This window comes from Vagococcus sp. AM17-17, from assembly GCF_003471765.1.
In the GTDB taxonomy this organism is placed as follows: Bacteria; Bacillota; Bacilli; order Lactobacillales; family Vagococcaceae; genus Vagococcus; species Vagococcus teuberi.
This window is the reverse complement of the sequence record NZ_QRJY01000009.1, coordinates 27,254-46,492: the sequence shown is the minus strand read 5'-3', so window position 1 is coordinate 46,492 and position 19,239 is coordinate 27,254. Positions and strand designations below refer to the sequence as shown.

Below are 19,239 nucleotides of genomic sequence, written 5' to 3'. Positions count from 1 at the left end.
TTGTCATGCTGGAATGAGCTTTATTTGTGCTGATGCGGCATCTAAAAAAATAATCGATATCTTACCTGATAAAAGATGACATAAGTTGGTTTCTTACTTTATGAAGTATTCCAGAAAATCACGTCTAAAAGTAAGATTTTTGGTCATGGACATGAATGCAAGTTACGGTCAACTATTAAAAACAGTCTTTCCAAACGCCGAAATCGTTACAGATCGATTTCATACCATTCAACATATTAACCGCTCTTTCAATACCTTAAGAATAAAAGAAATGAATCAGCTAAAACGCCACAATCAAGAGGAAGGAAAGCAATATCGAAGATTAAAGCGTTATTGGAAACTCCTTTTAAAGGACAGTTCTGAATTAAACTATAAACACTTTTATTATCGTCCTTTATTCAAGAGAAATATGTCGTCTACCGAATTGGTAGATGAGTTACTTTCTTATAGTTCTCTATTAAAAAAAGTGTATCATTTTATCCAAGAATTGAAGTATGCTTATAGAACCAACGATTATGTCTTATTTTTAGGGTGATGTTCAAAGATACCTGTTGAATTACGAAAGTATGTTAAAGACAAATTCAAGATATTTGGTAAGTTCTCCCAAGGAGTCATGAATGCCTTTAAATCCTCCTATTCAAATGGTTTCTTATAAGGCATTAACAATAAAATTAAAGTGATTAAACTTGTGGCCTATGGCTATCGAAACTTTCTACTATTCAAACGACGTATCTTTTTGTTTCAAAATCAAGTTTTTCAGGTTAAATAAAAAAGCGAGAGAATTTATTCCCTCACTTCAATTAATTCTATTTCATTTTTGAGACTTTTTCATCAATATTATTGTCCATCAACACGATTTGACATAGAGCCTTAATAGATAGTAGTTATTTTTTTAATTCTGGATATAATAACAACAACACATCCATCGTGAGTCGTTGTCCTGCACCGGCATAAGGATAAATATGCATATGCATTGCTGGATTGAAGTTGGCTTCAATAATCCCATATGTTTGAGTATCTTCTTTATTACCATTGATTGAACTATCAGGAATAATTAAATCAATACCACATATTTTAGCTCCTAACGCTTCTACAGCGGACTCAGCTATCTGTTTATAATGTTCATTCATCTCTTCTGTCACATCTAGTGAATCGCCACCTGTACTAACGTTGGAGTTTTCACGAAGATAAACACGTTGATCTTTTTCAGGAATGCTTGCTTTAGTTAATTTTTGCTCTTTCAACATCAACTGTTCAATATCACCTAACTGAATTTCTTCTAAAGGCGCTCTATGGTGTGTCCCACGTAAACTGTCTTTATTTTTTTCAGCTACTAATTCTTCAACAGTATGTTCCCCGTCACCAAGGACATTCGCTGGTGTTCGCAACATAACCGCACGCGTTTTTCCATCTAATACAAAGAATCGATATTCAGTACCAGGTAAAAATTCTTCAACTAAAATGCTATTGTCTTCACTAAATGCAATTCGAACCGCTTCATCATAATCTTCCTTTGTCGCACCATCTTTGAAAATAGAAATACCTAAACCATAATTCGTTGTTTTAGGTTTTACAACAATCGCACTATCTTTAAAAATCGGATAAGAAATAAGCGCCTCATCTACTGTTGAGAATTCTTTTCCTAAAGGAACATGGAATCCTGCTTTATCCAATACTTTTTTAGTGACTGTTTTATTCTCCATCATAAGAGGGACAACATAAGAATCACGACTCGTCATATTCGCATTTTTAACATACTCGACTTGCCCGTTTAATGATAATTTTAAAAACTGATCTGTTCTATCTAACACATCAACTTTGACACCTTTTTGTATCGCATCAAACATAAAAATTTGTGTTGATAATTCCATGTCTCGGTAACCAGCTAACTGATATGGTTTAGCATATGCTTCATCATAATATAAATCAGCAAAATAACGACCTAAGTCTTCGTTTGTCCAACTTTTTTCTGCCATTAATTCTAACATTTGTCCTGCTAATGTTTTAGTTGGATGATCCATAACATGTTTCATTTCATTAAGTAACTCCGTACAGTCAAATGGTGTCGTTAATTGCTTGTTTAATTCGGTTATTTTTTCTAGTAACCAAGACCCTTCTTCATGTAAAAAGGTCTTATCTAAAGGATGCTCTAATGACACTTTATTGTTATACTCCGTTCCTAAATCTAACATATGAGTCGCATCTGTTGATTCTTCATCTAAGAACAACAGTGTTAGTAAGAACAAGTGCAAGAACCTCAATGTTTCTTTTGAAATACCAATACGTTCAAATGGATCTAAGTCAATATTTCGAATTTCAATATAACTTACACCACGAGTTAAAAGTTCCTCTACTTTATCACTGCCGCGTAAACGAACAGACGAATAAAATTCTTTCGTTTCGATTAACTCACCCTTATCTACTAATTCTTCTAAATCAGATACATATTGATCAATTGTTTGATAGGACACAGCAATCTCTGGCCGATTTGTATAACCATACTCGCTATTTCTAATACTACGAACAGGTTGTTCTGGTTCTTTATCTGTAAAATATCTTTTATCAGCAAACGGACTTGCACCAAATAAATAAGTAATTAGCCAACGATAGCGTAAATATTGACGAGATACTTTTAAGTAAACATCCGTTCTAAACGCCACAAAGTCAGTGTAATCTGTTTGCAATTGGAACAAACTCATTAATAAATCATGTGAGAACTCAAAATTATAATGAATACCACTCACCATTTGTTTTCTCTTACCATAGACTTTCGCTAAGTAACGACGGTAGTTAATATCTCCTTGATGTTCTAATTTTGCAATTTTAATATCACGATCATCTTCTGGTAAATCAGGTGGCATACTAATTGGCCACAATCTCTCGCCATCTTCCATCGAACGCATCACAACGTCATGTAAGGCTTCTAATTGCTCGATGGCACCTTGATCTGTATCAAACACTTGAGTGATTAATTCAGTTTGTGTTTCACTAAAATCAGTTTGGATGTATGGATGAAAACTACGACTTCCTAAAGAAGACGGATGATCAGTTGTTGCCAATTCACCATTAGCATCGACACGCTGACTTTCTTTTTCTAATCCTATTTTAAAACCAGAAAGAACGGATTGGATTCTTTCATCTGTTAAATATGTTTGTAAACTTTTCATTGTTATTGACCTTTTCCCTTTGTCATTTCTATGAAATATTATATCATTCTATGTTTTGAAACCATAATTTTTTGTTTATCCCACATAAAAAAGCCAGCCATCAAATGTGATGACTGACTATAACATTAAGCATTTGCTTTTGCATGTTTTCTCTTAAGTAATGTTCCTAAAACAAGGGCACTAATGAACGCTCCTAAAATAATGAATAATAGATACATTAATGGATTACTTACTAATGCAATAACGAAGATACCACCATGTGGCGCCATTAATTTAATTCCTAATGACCCAACTAAACCACCTGTAACAGCAGCTCCAATCACAAAACTTGGAATCATACGTAATGGGTCAGATGCAGCAAATGGAATAGCTCCTTCAGTTATAAATGAGAATCCCATGATTAAGTTTGGTAATGCTGATTCTTGTTCTTTTTTAGTAAATTGATTTTTAAATAACATAATCGCAATAAAGATTGCTAACGGTGGAACCATACCACCAGCCATCACTGATGCCATTACCACGCTACCACCACTTTCAACAGTCGCAGCAAGTGTGCCTGTACCAAATAGGTAAGCTGCTTTATTGATTGGACCACCCATATCAATAACCATCATACTTGCAAGTAACGCACCTAATAAGGCAGCATTACCACCTGAAAGGTTTGCTAAAAAATTGTTCAGCGCATTATTAATAGCTGACATTGGAATATTTACAAACAACATCAAGAATCCTGTAATTAGTAAACCAAACACTGGATAGAACAGGATAGATTTAATACCATCTAATGCTTTAGGTAATCCTTTGAAGATAAATTTCAAGAATACAATCACATAACCAGCCAAGAAACCGCCAACCAACGCTCCTAAGAACCCTGATGGAATAGTATCTGTCAATTGTCCAAAAGCAACCCCACTTGCTGACATTGCTCCAGCAGCAAACCCAACAATCAAACCAGGTCTATCAGCAATACTTGATGCAATAAAACCAGCTAACACGGGTAACATAAAACCAAAAGCAGTGTCCCCAATTGTTTTAAAGTAAGCAGCAATCGGGTGATATGATCCTAATTGACTTAATTGGTCTTGTGGCACACCTAGCATTTGGTCAATTAAGAATGCTAAGGCAATCGCAATACCTCCACCGATAACAAACGGTAACATGTGACTAACACCATTCATTAAATCTTTGTAAATTTTTGCACCAATTGAACCAGCATTTGCATCTTCACCTTCTGATTCACTTGCATTAGATGAACTATGGTAAACAGATGCACTGCCGTCAGTTGCTAAACGAAGTAATTCCTCTGTTTTCTTAATGCCATCACTTACTGGACGGTTAACTAATTTTTTACCATCAAAACGTGCCATTTCAACATTTTTATCAGCTGCAACAATAACCCCAACTGCACGAGCGATGTCATCATCAGTTAATTTATGTTTAACCCCTTCAGAACCGTTTGTTTCAACTTTAATATTAATGCCCATTTCTTTGGCTTTATTTTTTAATGCATCCTCAGCCATGTAAGTATGAGCAATACCTGTTGGACAAGCTGTAACTGCCACAACAAATGGTGCGTCTTCTACTTCTTCTACCACTTCTTTTTCTTCTTCATCTAATTTTTTCTCTGCTTTATCAATGATTGATAAGACTTCATCTGCTGTATTAGCTGCCTTTAAGTCAGCAATCATCCCTGGATTTAATAACAAACGAGATAAACTAGCTAAGGCTTGTAAATGTGTGTCATTAGCGCCTTCTGGAGCTGCAATCATAAAGAATAGATAAGTTGGTTGACCATCTAATGCTTCATAATCTAATCCTTCTTTGCTTCTTGCAAATAAAACAGTTGGTTTAACTACTGCTTTGTTTTTCGCATGAGGCATGGCAATCCCATCACCTAAACCTGTTGTTGTTTGTGCTTCTCTGGCTAGGATGCCTTCTTCAAATACTTCTTTGTCGTCAATGCGACCTGTGTCGTATAATTTGTTGACCATTTCTGTAATAGCACCTTTTTTATCAGTGGCTTTTAGGTCTAAAATCATACACTCTTTAACTAATAAGTCATTAATTTTCATTTTACTTCCCCCTAGTATTCTTTTATGACATCAATTTCAACACGTGCTAATTGGTGTTTAATTTCGTCTTCTGTTGCTAAATCTGCACTAAATGCTGTTGCACTACCACAGGCAATTCCTGTTTTAAAAGCTGTCACAGCATCACTACCTTGACTTAATTGACTAACAAACCCTGCTACCACAGAATCTCCTGAACCAACTGAATTAACTAATGTACCTGTTAATCCTTTTGCTCGGTAAATACCTGTTTCATTAAATAAAATTGCTCCATTGGCACCCATTGAAATAATGACATTTCTAGCACCTTGTTGAACAAGTTTTTCCCCATAAGGTAGCATGTCTTCAATTGTTTTAAACTCAACATTATAAAGATCTGCTAACTCATGTTCGTTTGGTTTAATTAATGATGGTTTGTATTTTAAAACATCAAATAAACTTGCATCACTAATATCCACTACAAATGGAACATGTTGTTCGTGAGCCATTTTGGATAATGTCACATAGATGTCTTTTGGCACACCCATTGGTAAACTACCTGATAAAATCAACCAATCCTCTGGTGTTAAACTACTAATTTGAACAGTTAAATCGTCTAAATCATTTTGCGTAATAGATGGACCTAAACCATTGATTTCTGTTTCTTCTTCACCTTTTAACTTAATGTTAATACGTGTGTCCCCTGACACATGGATAAAATCATTTTGAAGACCATGATTAATCAGTTGTTCTTCAATAAAAGTGCCTGTAAATCCACCAATAAAGCCAAGATTTCTTGATTGAACACCTAATTGAGCTAACACTCTAGATACGTTGATTCCTTTCCCCCCAGGAAACTTGTATTCTTTCGTTGTTTTGTTCAATTTACCTTCTTCAAATCCAGGTACATTGATGACATAATCAATTGCTGGATTGAGTGTTAATGCGTAAATCATTTTGTTACCTCCTTTATAGTTGCAACCCCTTGATACTGTGAGCGTTGTTTCTTTGTTAACTGATTCGTTATGATAATCCCTGTATCAATTGACTCGATTTGAGAAAAATTTAGTTTATCAAACTTTGTATCATCAACTAAAAAATAAACTTGTTGTGCTTGATGAACCGCCGTACGCTTCATCATGGCTTCTTCTGGATCAGCTGTCGTTAAGCCATAAACTGGGTGAACGCCATTCGCACCTATGAAAGCCTTATCAAAAAAATACCGCTTCAACTGCTCGCCACCAAACTGACTCACTGATGCTGTTGTGTTCTTTCTAATATTTCCACCGATTATAATCGTATCAAAACCTAAATCAGTCGAAACACACGCATGATGAACGGAGTTTGTCACGATTGACACATTTTTTTCTTTTATAAGTGATAATAATTCCAAAGTTGTTGTTCCAGCATCAATATAAACAACATCACCTTCTTTTATTAATGATGCAGCATATTGCGCAATTTCTTGTTTCTTTTGAACGTTTCTGGAAGATTTTTCTTTCATCGTTAATTCCGGTTCTAAACGAAACGTTAACTTAGCTCCGCCATGAATTCGTACTAGCCAACCTTCTGCTTCTAATTCTTGCAAATCTCTACGAATAGTCGATTCAGAAACACCCAGTTCTTCAATCAACTCACGAACTTTAATTACTTTTTTTGCTTTTAACTCATCTAAAATTTTTGCTTGTCTTTCCTCAGTCAACATAACTCTCACTCCATACCTGTATTATACAATCACAAACAGTCAAAATCAATCAAAAACAGTCAAAAATTATATAAAAAAAGAAGAGGTTTCCCTCTTCTTTCTGTTACATGTTATCTGGTGATTGAATACCAAGTAAGCGCAACCCTTCCTTAAGTACCACGGATACTGAATAGACTAAAGCAAGGCGTGCATCTTTTTGACTGTTATCTTCTAATATTTTTGTTTTTGAATAATACTTATTAAATTTTTGAGCTAAATCAATCACGTATTTAGCCACTACTGAAGGCTCATATTTACGATAAGCTTCTTGTACTTTAGCTGGGAAATTATATAAAGCTTTCACAACTTCCCATGATTCATCATCTGATAGTGAGTAATTTACCTCACTAGTTGGAGCGCTCCAATCAGCTTTTCTTAAAATACTTTCACATCTTGAACGAGTATATTGGACGTATGGGCCTGTTTCTCCTTCAAACTGGATAATATGGTCTAAGTTGAAGTCAAAATTATTTAGACGATCATTTTTAAGGTCATGGAACACAACTGCCCCAACACCCACTTGATGTGCTACTTCTTCTTTGTTTTCTAATGTTGGATTCTTTTCATTGATAATGTTTTGTGTTGCATTAATGGCTTCATTCAACACTTCTTCCAACAGAATAACATTTCCTTTACGTGTCGATAACTTTTTACCATTTGATGTAATCAAGCCAAATGGAATATGTTTGATGTCATCTGACCACTTGTAACCCATCTCTTTTAAAACAGCTTTTAATTGTTTAAAATGAATAGATTGCTCGTTTCCTACAACATAAATTGATTCGTCGAAATCATAATTTTCTTTACGATACATAGCTGCCGCTAAATCACGTGTAATATAAAGTGTTGCGCCATCTGATTTTCTAATCAACGCTGGATTTAAATCATATTTTTCAAGATTTACAATATCTGCACCATCATCAGAAACTAATAATTCTTTCTCAAGTAAACTATCAATAACTGGTTGCATTTTATCATTGTAGAAGGCTTCACCATTATATGAATCAAACTCAATCCCTAACATATCATATACTTTTTGGAATTCTTTTAGTGATTCTTCACGGAACCATGTCCATAATTCGATAGCTTCAGTATCACCATCTTCTAGCTTTTTAAACCATTCACGTGCTTGATCATCAAGTTCAGGGTATTTTTCAGCTTCTTCATGGAAATGAACATATAAAGCAAGTAACTCACTAATTGGGTTTTCTTTGACTTTTGCTTCGTCTCCCCATTTTTTATAAGCCACAATTAATTTACCAAATTGTGTTCCCCAGTCACCAACGTGATTGATTTTAACCGGTGTATAACCCACTTTGTCAGCTAATTCAGCTAATGAATTTCCAATAACTGTTGAGCGTAAATGTCCCATTGACATTGGTTTGGCAATATTTGGTGAAGACATATCAATCACAACATTTTTTCCTTGACCAAGTGTTGAGTCACCATAATGATTTTTCTTAGATACCACATCGTTTAATACCGCATTACTAACTTCAGATTTTTTAAGGAAGAAGTTAATGTAACCACCCATTGGGATGATTTGTTCATAATTTGTTGTATCAATATCTTTTGATAATTCTTCTGCGATCATATTCGGTGCTTTTCTTTGGATTTTAGACAAAGAAAACACTGGGAAAGAATAGTCTCCATGATCACTTGCTTTTGGTTTTTCAATCAGATTTAAAATATCCTCATAGCTTAATTGTTCACCCAATACTGCTGCTAAGTCTTTAGCAATCATCTCTTTAAAATTCATAAAGTGAATCCTCCTCGTATTAATAAAAAAACGTCATCCTATTAAGTTTGTGTCTTAACAGGAGACGACATAAATAGTCATAAATGAAGCCTTATTTTTGAAACTTATCATTTCTTTATAGTAATCACTATTACTCCATGAACATTATCCATATCGGGTTTATTATAGCAAGAATTACCTTAAAAATCTAACTAAAAAATCAATTCTATTCTTTATTCTGTCGTTATCAAACTTTTGGTATAAATAAATTACCTAAAGTAGCAGCCATAATAGCTTTAATCGAGTGCATGCGGTTTTCTGCTTCTTCAAATTGACGGCCATATTCGCTTCTAAAAATATCATCTGTTATCTCCATCTCTGTGATACCAAATGTATCAGAAATCATCTGACCATACTCAGTTTTTATATCATGAAAAGCTGGTAAACAATGCAGCACAATTAAATCACCATTAGCATTACCTGTTTTTTCAATCATGTCCCTGTTGATTTGATATGGCATCAATAGCTCTACGCGTTCTTTGAACTTATCTTCCTCACCCATAGAAACCCAGACATCTGTATATAAAACATTTGCACCACGCACAGCTTTGGCTACATCATCGGTAATCAGTAATGCACGTCACGTACTTCATATCCAGCACGGTCACGTGTTAAACCCAAAATTTTCTTTTATTGTCATAAAATCGGCAATCATCTGTGTTGGATGCCACTCATCAGTCAAGCCATTCCAAACCGGGACACCAGAATATTTCGCTAAATCTTCCACAATTTCTTGGCTAAAACCACGAAATTCAATCCCGTCAAACATACTCCCCAATACAATTGCTGTGTCTTCCACTGATTCTTTTTTACCAAGTTGAATATCATTACTCTGGGTGTGCTCCTAAATCAATCGCAGCTGTTGTAAATGCTGCTCTGGTTCTAGTAGATGTTTTTTCAAATAACAAGGCAATATTTTTTCCTTCCAAATAACGGTGTGGAATATTTTGTTTCTTTAATTGTTTTAAATGAATACTAAAATCAATCAGATATTCTAATTCTTCTTTGGTAAAATCCTTTTCTGCTAAGAAACTACGACCTTGAAATAAAGATAAACTCATTGCTATCTCCCCTTTTCATTAATCTGAGTTTTAACATACGTCAATTATATAAGAATCCACTTTGAAACAACTTAAACTCTGTTACAAAGTGGATTATGTTTACTATTATTTTTTCTCTGATACAAACTGTTTGAAGTAATCATTCACGATTTCAGCATCTTCTTTTGATTTTGATAATATTAAAATCGTGTCATCTCCCGCAACACATGCAACTATCTCAGAAAACGACTGTCTAAAACTATCAATCAATACACCTAACAGTTGACCATTACCAGGTAACACTGTCAACACATTGATAAATTCAATTTGAACCAATGATACACCTGTTTCTTTGATGACATTTTTCAAACGTTCTTCATCTGTCAATTTCTTTTCTGTAGACGTATAATCATCCAAAATACGATAATACGACCGACCACTAGAATTATGACTTTTTATAATATTTAACTCACGCATATCTCTTGATATAGTTGACTGAGTTGTACGGACATTTTCTTTTTCTAGACATTTAATCAATTCAGATTGATTTTCAATGTTATTCTCTGATATTACTTTTTTTAAAATAGATTGTCGTGTCTCTTTATTCACGTTAACTCTCCTTACTATCAGGCTTTGACGTATAAATTATAGTAAGAACTTACCTTTATACGTCATCTATCCTACTAGATAGTGACTTACCCCTCAAGTTCTTTGTTTAATTGGTCTGTATTTAAAAAATCGTAACGAGAGAAAAATGATAGTAATGTTTCTAATACTACTTTATTTTTACCATCGACATCATTTTCTACTTGAAGAACGAGTAATGGCTCATGCAAACTCATTCTTAGTAAAAACCATCCTTGACCAAAGTGATCAAAAACTGTCGTACGAATGCCTTCTTCATTGTCCATATCAATGATAAATCCTGGTGTTTCTGCCACTAAATCATGCATCGCATCAATGATTGATTCACCTAATAATTTATAATCTGCTCCACTTATTTTGAAACGTACTTCAGTTGTTTCAGCTGGTTGTTTTAAGTCAGCGATTAAATCACTTAATTCTAAATTTTGTTGTTTTAATTTTGGTAGTAACATTAATATTTTAGCTACCACATATGCCCCGTCATCTAAAAAGTAGTTCTCTTTAAACGCAGCATGTCCACTTGTTTCGATTGATAATGGCACATCAATCCCTTGTGAGTTTAGCTCAATCCCTTTATTTATCACATTACGATACCCACAAAGGTAGCGCACTTGTTTTCCATTTAAACCTTCAATAAATGTTTTTAAGTGACTTGATGTAGGAGAATTCGTCACAATCGTTGCTCCCGGATAGTCATTTAACATAATCGTTGCTAATACCGCTATCAGATTATTTCGGTTAATGACTTCACCTGATTTGTCCACTACAGCAGCACGGTCCACATCAGTATCAAAAATCATCCCTAAATCAGCATGGTTTGCTAATACGGCTTCTTTAATACTTGCCATTGCTTCTTTATTGTCAGGATTAGGAATATGATTTGGAAAATGACCATCAGGATCTAAAAATTGGCTTCCAGTTGTATCTGCCCCTAGTGTTTCTAATACCTTCTCGGCAAAAAATCCACCTGCTCCATTTCCAGCATCTAGCACGATTTTAAACCCTTCAAGCGGTTTATCACTTTGCGTTTGGGCAATAATTTTATCAACTAAATCTTTAGAGTAAGCTGATAACACTTCTTTTTCTTCTACATGGCCTACAACGTTTGTTTTTTCAAACGTTTCTGGGGCATGTTCTAAAATAAACTCAATACCTTCATGCTCTGCTCCACCATCTTTAGTAAATAACTTAATACCATTATAGTAAAATGGTAAATGGCTAGCTGTAATCATGATGCCACAATCGGCATTAAATTCTGGAAATTGTGTTGCCATAAACATTGCTGGTGTTGTAGATAGACCAACATCAATCACGTGAATATCTTCAGTCATAAACGCATCAATTAACCATTGTTTGATTGACTCACCTGATAAACGACTATCTTGACCAATCGCGATGGTAATCGGTGTATGTGTGACACCTTTTTCCTGTTTCAACCAAGTGATAATCCCTTTAGCGATTCTCTCCACCTGTTGTTGTTCAAGATTTGCTGTATATCCTTCTGCTGTAATGGCAATCCCACGTATGTCAGATCCATTTTGTAATTGATTCAAGTCTGTCATAAACACCCTCCTATTTACGATAAAGTAAGTTTTACATATCTACTCTACCTATTTACAACATTATATCATCAAAATGACGTAATAAACGACATCTCTTAAAAATTTTAAAGGGCTTTAATTTCTTTCACAATCAAGTCCAACCCCTTAGTCAAATCTTTTAAAGACAAACAAATAAGCAACAAAAGCGGACGGTTTTTTGTTGCTTATTTGTAATTATTTTTATACATTCACATCTTTTGATATAACATTATAATTTATAGACATTGACTTGATTAAATAAATCATCAAATTTAGTTTTATCAACACATCCCGTTGTGTCTTCCATTGCATTCAACATACCTAATGTCATCGCATATTTCAGAACGTCCTCAATTGATTTCCGCTTTGATAAACCAATTGCTAACCCTGCCACAGTTGAATCCCCACTTCCCACAGGGTTTTTTACTGGGATACTAGGAATCTCTACTCGGTAAAACGACTCATCAAACTTTGCAAATGCACCATCTTTACCTAATGACACCATGATTAATGGCACACCATCAAATAATGAATGGCTTAGAATGTCTGACAAATTAGTATAATCAGCTGATACTTCTTCCCCTAATAAGGCTTGCAACTCATCACTATTAGGTTTAATCGCATAAGGTTTAACAGGCGATTCTAAAGCACTTTTTAAACTTTCTCCTGATGTATCGAGGATAACCTTTATATCTGTATTAGATAACAATGACAATAAGCGACTGTAATAATCCTTTGATACCCCTTTTGGTAAACTGCCGGATAATGTGGCAACATCACTAGAAGTTGCCAATGTCAAAAATGTTTCTTCAAATAATGTCAGTTCCTCAGTTGAAATAGTTGGGCCTGCTTCTAGAATCTCTGTTTGTTGATAGTTATCATGCAATATCGCAATACAATTTCGTGTGTCACCTTGTATATTGGAAAAGTCATGCTTAATCCCTTCACTCGATAGGTTCTCTCGAATAAACTCACCCAACACGCCACCTAACAGTCCAGTACTAATAACTTCTGCTTCCATTTGATGAATCACTCGTGTCACATTTAATCCTTTACCACCCGCTGTTTTTCTTACCTTATCGCAACGATTGATATCGTCAAGTACCAATGTACTTAATGGATAAGAAATATCAACGGACGGATTCATTGTTACTGATACAATCATTTTTTCACCTACTACGCTAATTTATTATGCCAAGATGAAGCTGTCGCATTTAGAGCCTCATTTAGCTCATCCATATTTTGTTTACCTTGTGTGTTTAACCACTCAATAGCGGCTTTTTTTCCTTCTTTGACAAATACTTCGACACTGTCTTTCCATGTTGCACGGCCACACAGAACCCCATTAAATGTTGACTCTACCTCTTTTGCAAAATACAACGTGTCTTGGAATAATTTCGCACTCACGCCTGCACTTAAAAAGATAAACGGCAAGTGTGTGCTGTCACTTTGTTCTTTGAAATAGTTTAACGCTTCTTCTTTTGTATATACTACATCAGTTGCCTCTTTAGCGAATTCTTCCACATAGTTCATGTTCACTGGCACTTCTACTTTTAATACATCCACTTGATAACGGTCTTTTGAGAATTCTTTCATCATCTCATTGACTTTATGTGGTTTAACTTTGGCGTAATCTTTTCCTTTTGCATCATCTATCAGAGCGTCATAAGTTAATACTTCAAGATAAAATGGCATATCTTCAGCCACGCATTCTGACCCGATACGTTCAACGAATGCTTGTTTACGCTCATTAATCTCATCAGACTCATCCACATCATAATAAAGCAAGAATTTCACCGCATCTGCACCTGCTTCTTTCAATCTAAGTGCTGACCATTCAGGCAATAAATCAGGGAAACGCCCTGGTTCAGTCGCATCATATCCTGTTTTTTCATAAGCTAATAACAATCCTGCATCATCTACTTTTACTTTTGAAGCAGGCAAACCGTATTCTGGATCTAATAAAATCGAAGAAGAATAAGGGGTTAAATATTCAGAAATAAGTTCTTTAAATTCGACAATCGCCTTTTCAACATCTCCATTAAATCCTTGTTCTGACAACATACGTTTCAATGCCCCACGTTGGTCAATAGCAAGAGCCGCGATGATGCCGTCTTTTGTCGATAAATGAGTCATACGCGCTAATTTGTTTTCACTGATTTTTTTCATGATGATAATCCCTCTTTCGTATTAGTTAAATGGATGAATCGTAACACCTTGAACAACGCGATTAACTGTTCCTGTGGGTGATGGTGTGTCTGGTTTATTCTTAACTTTCACTGATGTTAATAAGGCAATGATTTGTGCAATCATCACTAAAGGCAACGCTAAAAATCCGTCTGCCAATTGATAATCATTTGTGAGCGATATATTTTTTCCGCTATATTGTGTTTTATTTTGTGATAAAGCAATTGTTTCGACTGATATAGCGTTTCCATTAATTTCTTCCAAAATATCCACATCATACTGACTAGTGTATGTGTCATTGCTAATGAACCCAAATACTAATGTTTTATCATCCACAAATGATTTAGGTCCGTGTCTAAACCCTAATGAAGAATCAAAGACTGTCGCGATTTTTCCTGCTGTTAATTCTAGTAATTTCAACTGAGCTTCTCTTGTTAAGCCTGATAGACTCTCAGATCCTAAATAAACCACTCGATTGAAATCTTGCGCTACAACATTAGACAGCGTATCTTCCATTGTGACCACTTGTTTCCCCATATTTACCATCGTTGATACAATCAGTTCGTGATCAATGTGAACCAAATCAAAGATTAATAAAGCAGCCAAGGTCATACAAGAAAAACTTCCTGTCATAGCAAACCCTTGATCATTCGAACGAGTTGGCATTAACATAACAAAAGAATTTTTATCATCTTTAGCATTAACTGCAAGTTTTCCCTCAGGAGCACAACTAATAATCAAATGCTTCACATTTTTTACAACTTGATTGGCTAAATCTATCGTCGCGGCACTTTCAGGACTATTCCCACTTCTTGCAAAAGACACAAGTAACGTTGGAGAATCTTCTTTAAAATAATTTAAAGGCGCTGACACGATATCAGTTGTTGGGATAGCTTCGAAAATAAAATCAGATGTATTCCCATAACGTGTTAAATGTGGTTTAACAACATCTCCCACGTATGCAGACGTTCCTGCTCCTGTAAAAATCACACGAATTTTTTCAGTTGTTTCTTTTTTAAACCCTTCTAAAAAAGCCATTAAACTTTCTTTATGAGAATTAAAAATTTTAAGTGTTTCATTCCATAATTCTGGTTGTTGCTTAATTTCATTTGTAGTAATCACTGCACCTATCTCTTCTAACTGTTGGTTGGTCCCATCTAACATGTAAAGCACTCCTTATTATTTAATTTTTATGGTGTAATACTTTGTATCTAAATTGATCGGCTCTTGCCACACTTAATGTGTATTCAATGATTTCATTTTCTTGATTCACTGTTTTTCTGACTAAGTTTAAGGCAGCTGAACCTATTGGGACTTCAATGTATTCGGCATCTTTATCACTCACAATGCTGGCATAAAATTCTTCTTCTGCGTATTTTATTCGTTGATTATATGTGTCATAAAACACATCATACATTGGCTTTTCTTCCAACATCTCACTTGTTAACCCTTCAAAACGTTTGTATGGTAAATACGTTCTTTCTAACATCATTGGCTCCCCATCGGCTAATCTTAATCGTTTAATTTTAATTAACTGACTTCCCTTATGTACTCCCAGTTGTTCACTTAAATAGTTATTACTTTCAACAACTAAAAATTCTAAAATTTTGGTTGAGGGTTCTTTTCCTAAAGACTTCATTTGTTCTGTAAAACTGTAGGCTCCTGTTAGGTTTAAAATGCTATCTGATACACCAGAAACAAACGTTCCTTTACCATGTTTTTTATAGATAAACCCTAAATTTTCCAATTCTTGTAAAGCTAATCTAACGGTTGTTCGACTAACACCGTGAATCTCTGCTAACTCTCTTTCTGATGGTAATAAATCATGCGCTTGATGTTCTTTTTCAATAGATTCTTTTAATTCATCAACTAGTTGACCATATAATGGTTGCTTCTTATTTTCCATGTTCCCCTCCTAATACCACTTTTAATACCAACTGGTAGTAACCACTTATATTATCAATTATTTGTTATTAAATGTCAAGGCTGGATACCTTAGTTCAGATAACGCTTTATTTTCATTATTATTTATTGTACAATGGCAGTGACTTAACATGTTAACATATAGGGGTGATGTAATGGATAACAAACAAGCATTGATGTCACTAGGTAAAAATGTGACAAACGAATGGCTTACAGAACAAATTAACTGGTGTGTAAAAAAAATTGAACAAAATATAGTACGATATGGCGAGAAATTCCCATCAGCCTGTGCAACAAATGGCGTTTATCGAATTAAAGAAAATGACGATTGGACGAATGGTTTTTGGACAGGCATGTTGTGGATGACTTACGAATGGACACATGATGACAAATACAAAAACTTGGCACAAAAAAATATCGATAATTTTCAAAAAAGACTAGATGACCATTTTATTTTGGATCACCATGATATTGGATTTTTATACAGTTTATCGACTGGCGCTGGATACAAAATAACTCAGAATGAACATTACAAAAAACAGTTACTTCAAGCTGCTGATGTGTTATCTGCTCGCTATCACAAAAAAGGTGGCTTTATACAAGCTTGGGGTAAATATGGAGACCCTGATGAATATCGACTCATTATCGACTCACTACTAAACCTACCTCTCCTCATTGAAGCTTATCGTTTATCAGGGAACACCACGTATAAACAAATTGCTGAAGCTCATTATAAAACACTGTTGAACACTGTGGTACGACCAAGTTATTCTACTTATCATACATTTTATTTTGATATAGAAACAGGCTTGCCAACATACGGTGCCACTAGACAAGGAAATGCAGATGACTCTATCTGGGCTCGTGGACAAAGTTGGGCTATTTTAGGGATTCCTTTATTCGAAAGACTAGACCCTTCTCAAGAATTCCCTTCGATTTATCAACCTATTGTGGATGTATTTATTGATGGGTTACCAGAAGATTTGGTACCTTATTGGGACTATGATTTTACAGACGACAAACCTTCTGACAAAGATAGCTCCTCTCTTGCGATTGCTGCAACCGGACTACTTGAATCCGACAAACAAAACGCCTACCCTCATGCTAAAGAATTAGCTAAAGGAATGGTTTACAAATTAGGAGAAGACTATACATCAAAAAACGAGCCGGATAATGAAGGACTGTTACTCCATGGTGTTTATTCTCATAAAGAAGGAAAAGGTGTCGATGAACCAAACTTGTGGGGAGATTATTTTTACTTAGAAGCACTCATGAGCTTAGCAAACCCTAACTGGGAGAAATACTGGTAAAGGAGGAAATATAATGCAAACTTTTGAAATCAAAGAAGATTTTTTATTAGATGGAAAGCCTATAAAGATTATTAGTGGGGCTATTCATTATTTTCGTATGACACAAAATCAATGGGAAGATAGCTTATACAACCTAAAAGCCCTTGGTGCAAATACTGTTGAAACTTATATCCCTTGGAACATTCACGAACCGATCGAAGGAACATTTGACTTTAACGGTATGAAAGATGTCGTCGCATTTGTTAAATTGGCTCAAGAAATGGGGCTATATGTGATATTGCGTCCATCTGTCTATATTTGTGCTGAATGGGAATTTGGTGGCTTACCAGCTTGGCTATTAAAAGATGGATTAATTCGATTACGTTCGACTGACAAAATTTTCATGGAAAAAGTAGAAAATTATTATCATGAATTATTACCAAAACTTCGACCACTACAAGTTACTCAAGGTGGCCCCGTCATTATGATGCAGATTGAAAACGAATATGGATCTTACGGCATGGAAAAAGAATACTTATTAGCTACAAAAAAAATAGTGGAAAGTTATGGAATTGATATACCTTTATTTACTTCTGACGGATCATGGACAGAAGTTTTAGATGCTGGTTCATTAATTGATGAAGATGTCTTTGTCGCAGGAAATTTTGGTAGCCAATCGCTGAAGAATGCTGCTGTTTTAAAAGATTTTATGACTGGACACAATAAAAAATGGCCCATTATTTCTATGGAGTATTGGGACGGTTGGTTCAATCGTTGGGGAAATGACATTATTAAACGCGACCCACAAGACTTAGCTGATGAGGTTGAAGACATGCTGAGCGTGGGGTCTATTAATCTTTATATGTTCCATGGTGGCACTAACTTTGGCTTTTACAACGGTTGTTCTGCTCGCGGAAATACTGATTTACCACAAGTGACTAGCTATGATTATGATGCACTACTTAACGAAAGTGGTCAACCAACTGAAAAATATTACCTTGTACAAAAAGCAATCAAAAAGGTTTGTCCTGATGTTTGGCAAGCTGAGCCTCGTGTGAAAGAGCTAGGTAATTTAGGCTCATTTCCTATTGACAAGAGTGTGTCTCTTTTCCATACAAAAGACGACGTAGTAGAGTTGACTTACTCTTCATATCCTTTAACGATGGAACAAGCTAGCTCAGGATACGGGTACTTGCTTTATGATTTCGAGTTAAAGAATTATCATCATGAAAATAAATTTAAGATTATCGAAGCTAGTGATCGTCTTAAAATATATGCTGATGAATCACTAGTAGCCACTCAATATCAGGAAACAAACGGAGAAGAACTCATGCTACAAGGAAATCCTGATTCAGATACCATTCATATGGATATATTAGTTGAAAATCTAGGTCGTGTTAATTATGGTTACAAACTAAATAATCCAACACAAATGAAAGGAATTCGTGGTGGTGTGATGTATGATATCCACTTCCATCAAGGATTTAAGCACTACCCGTTAACATTATCCAAAGAACAACTAGATGCGATTGATTTTGACAAAGAAGCAAACCCTTCTCATCCTTCATTTTATCAATCAACCTTTAATTTAGAAAATGTAAAGGATACTTATATCGATTGTTCCGCGTATGGAAAAGGAGTTGTCATTGTTAATGGCATCAATTTAGGTCGTTACTGGGATAAAGGACCTCATCTTTCACTGTATTGTCCGAAAGAATTTCTTAATGTTGGAGAAAATGATATTATTATTTTCGAAACAGAAGGTAAACACATCACTAATGTGACATTTTCAGATACACCAGTGTATGTATAAAAAAT

General features: G+C 34.9%; 15 protein-coding genes and 1 pseudogene. 4 read left to right on the top strand and 12 right to left on the bottom strand.

Translation table 11 applies throughout. From position 1 onward, the window contains the following. Positions 1-85 precede the first annotated feature (85 nt). Together DW196_RS09060 and DW196_RS11770 are read left to right on the top strand one after the other, a co-directional pair. Positions 86-535: a transposase gene (locus DW196_RS09060; protein ID WP_255415119.1), complete on the top strand. Its 450-nt coding sequence runs from the start codon at positions 86-88 to the stop codon at positions 533-535. Positions 536-658: 123 nt separating this feature from the next. Then, positions 659-769: a transposase gene (locus DW196_RS11770; protein WP_118251023.1), complete on the top strand. Its 111-nt coding sequence runs from the start codon at positions 659-661 to the stop codon at positions 767-769. Positions 770-884: 115 nt separating this feature from the next. Here the strand turns inward: DW196_RS11770 and gshAB are convergent, their stop codons facing one another. From gshAB to DW196_RS08995, 12 genes and pseudogenes are all read right to left on the bottom strand, one after another. After that, positions 885-3,167, bottom strand: a complete 2,283-nt coding sequence (gshAB, locus tag DW196_RS09050) for a bifunctional glutamate--cysteine ligase GshA/glutathione synthetase GshB (protein ID WP_118251022.1) — start codon at positions 3,165-3,167, stop codon at positions 885-887. Between the two features lie 125 nt (positions 3,168-3,292). Further along, complete coding sequence (locus tag DW196_RS09045; protein WP_118251021.1) at positions 3,293-5,239, bottom strand: fructose-specific PTS transporter subunit EIIC; 1,947 nt, start codon at positions 5,237-5,239, stop codon at positions 3,293-3,295. An 11-nt stretch (positions 5,240-5,250) separates the two neighbouring features. Then, on the bottom strand, positions 5,251-6,171 hold the full coding sequence (gene pfkB, locus DW196_RS09040) for a 1-phosphofructokinase (RefSeq protein WP_118251020.1): 921 nt from the start codon (positions 6,169-6,171) through the stop codon (positions 5,251-5,253). After that, positions 6,168-6,920 (bottom strand): DeoR/GlpR family DNA-binding transcription regulator, encoded by a 753-nt coding sequence (locus tag DW196_RS09035; RefSeq protein ID WP_071456096.1) that lies wholly within the window; start codon positions 6,918-6,920, stop codon positions 6,168-6,170. The genes pfkB and DW196_RS09035 overlap by 4 nt, the downstream gene beginning before the upstream one ends. 103 nt (positions 6,921-7,023) lie before the next feature. Continuing rightward, positions 7,024-8,718, bottom strand: a complete 1,695-nt coding sequence (argS, locus tag DW196_RS09030; RefSeq protein ID WP_118251019.1) for an arginine--tRNA ligase — start codon at positions 8,716-8,718, stop codon at positions 7,024-7,026. A 226-nt stretch (positions 8,719-8,944) separates the two neighbouring features. After that, positions 8,945-9,818, bottom strand: a pseudogene (locus DW196_RS09025) (ornithine carbamoyltransferase). Positions 9,819-9,923: 105 nt separating this feature from the next. Next, positions 9,924-10,406, bottom strand: coding sequence for an arginine repressor (locus DW196_RS09020; protein ID WP_118251018.1), 483 nt, complete (start codon positions 10,404-10,406; stop codon positions 9,924-9,926). A gap of 86 nt (positions 10,407-10,492) precedes the next feature. Next, positions 10,493-12,004 (bottom strand): phosphomannomutase/phosphoglucomutase, encoded by a 1,512-nt coding sequence (locus DW196_RS09015; RefSeq protein WP_118251017.1) that lies wholly within the window; start codon positions 12,002-12,004, stop codon positions 10,493-10,495. Positions 12,005-12,251: 247 nt separating this feature from the next. Then, a complete protein-coding gene (locus tag DW196_RS09010; RefSeq protein WP_118251016.1) occupies positions 12,252-13,187 on the bottom strand; it encodes a hexose kinase in 936 nt (311 codons plus the stop codon). A gap of 11 nt (positions 13,188-13,198) precedes the next feature. Further along, positions 13,199-14,191: a tagatose-bisphosphate aldolase gene (gene lacD, locus DW196_RS09005; RefSeq protein ID WP_118251015.1), complete on the bottom strand. Its 993-nt coding sequence runs from the start codon at positions 14,189-14,191 to the stop codon at positions 13,199-13,201. Positions 14,192-14,212: 21 nt separating this feature from the next. Beyond that, positions 14,213-15,373, bottom strand: a complete 1,161-nt coding sequence (locus DW196_RS09000; RefSeq protein WP_118251014.1) for an SIS domain-containing protein — start codon at positions 15,371-15,373, stop codon at positions 14,213-14,215. 19 nt (positions 15,374-15,392) lie between these two features. Then, the gene (locus DW196_RS08995; RefSeq protein WP_118251013.1) at positions 15,393-16,115 is read right to left on the bottom strand and encodes a GntR family transcriptional regulator; all 723 of its coding nucleotides are present in this window, start codon (positions 16,113-16,115) and stop codon (positions 15,393-15,395) included. A 172-nt stretch (positions 16,116-16,287) separates the two neighbouring features. Between DW196_RS08995 and DW196_RS08990 the strand changes: the two genes are divergently transcribed. Further along, on the top strand, positions 16,288-17,442 hold the full coding sequence (locus tag DW196_RS08990) for a glycoside hydrolase family 88 protein (RefSeq protein ID WP_118251012.1): 1,155 nt from the start codon (positions 16,288-16,290) through the stop codon (positions 17,440-17,442). Positions 17,443-17,455: 13 nt separating this feature from the next. Continuing rightward, positions 17,456-19,234, top strand: a complete 1,779-nt coding sequence (locus tag DW196_RS08985; protein ID WP_118251011.1) for a beta-galactosidase family protein — start codon at positions 17,456-17,458, stop codon at positions 19,232-19,234. Positions 19,235-19,239 lie beyond the last annotated feature (5 nt).

What these genes read in the sequence shown, in the direction of transcription:
- lacD (WP_118251015.1), bottom strand. Translation starts at nt 14,191, where the DNA reads ATGAAAAAAATCAGTGAAAACAAATTAGCGCGTATGACTCATTTATCG.
- DW196_RS09035 (WP_071456096.1), bottom strand. Translation starts at nt 6,920, where the DNA reads ATGTTGACTGAGGAAAGACAAGCAAAAATTTTAGATGAGTTAAAAGCA.
- DW196_RS09015 (WP_118251017.1), bottom strand. Translation starts at nt 12,004, where the DNA reads ATGACAGACTTGAATCAATTACAAAATGGATCTGACATACGTGGGATT.
- DW196_RS08995 (WP_118251013.1), bottom strand. Translation starts at nt 16,115, where the DNA reads ATGGAAAATAAGAAGCAACCATTATATGGTCAACTAGTTGATGAATTA.
- DW196_RS08990 (WP_118251012.1), top strand. Translation starts at nt 16,288, where the DNA reads ATGGATAACAAACAAGCATTGATGTCACTAGGTAAAAATGTGACAAAC.
- pfkB (WP_118251020.1), bottom strand. Translation starts at nt 6,171, where the DNA reads ATGATTTACGCATTAACACTCAATCCAGCAATTGATTATGTCATCAAT.
- DW196_RS09045 (WP_118251021.1), bottom strand. Translation starts at nt 5,239, where the DNA reads ATGAAAATTAATGACTTATTAGTTAAAGAGTGTATGATTTTAGACCTA.
- DW196_RS09010 (WP_118251016.1), bottom strand. Translation starts at nt 13,187, where the DNA reads ATGATTGTATCAGTAACAATGAATCCGTCCGTTGATATTTCTTATCCA.
- gshAB (WP_118251022.1), bottom strand. Translation starts at nt 3,167, where the DNA reads ATGAAAAGTTTACAAACATATTTAACAGATGAAAGAATCCAATCCGTT.
- DW196_RS08985 (WP_118251011.1), top strand. Translation starts at nt 17,456, where the DNA reads ATGCAAACTTTTGAAATCAAAGAAGATTTTTTATTAGATGGAAAGCCT.
- DW196_RS09000 (WP_118251014.1), bottom strand. Translation starts at nt 15,373, where the DNA reads ATGTTAGATGGGACCAACCAACAGTTAGAAGAGATAGGTGCAGTGATT.
- argS (WP_118251019.1), bottom strand. Translation starts at nt 8,718, where the DNA reads ATGAATTTTAAAGAGATGATTGCTAAAGACTTAGCAGCAGTATTGGGT.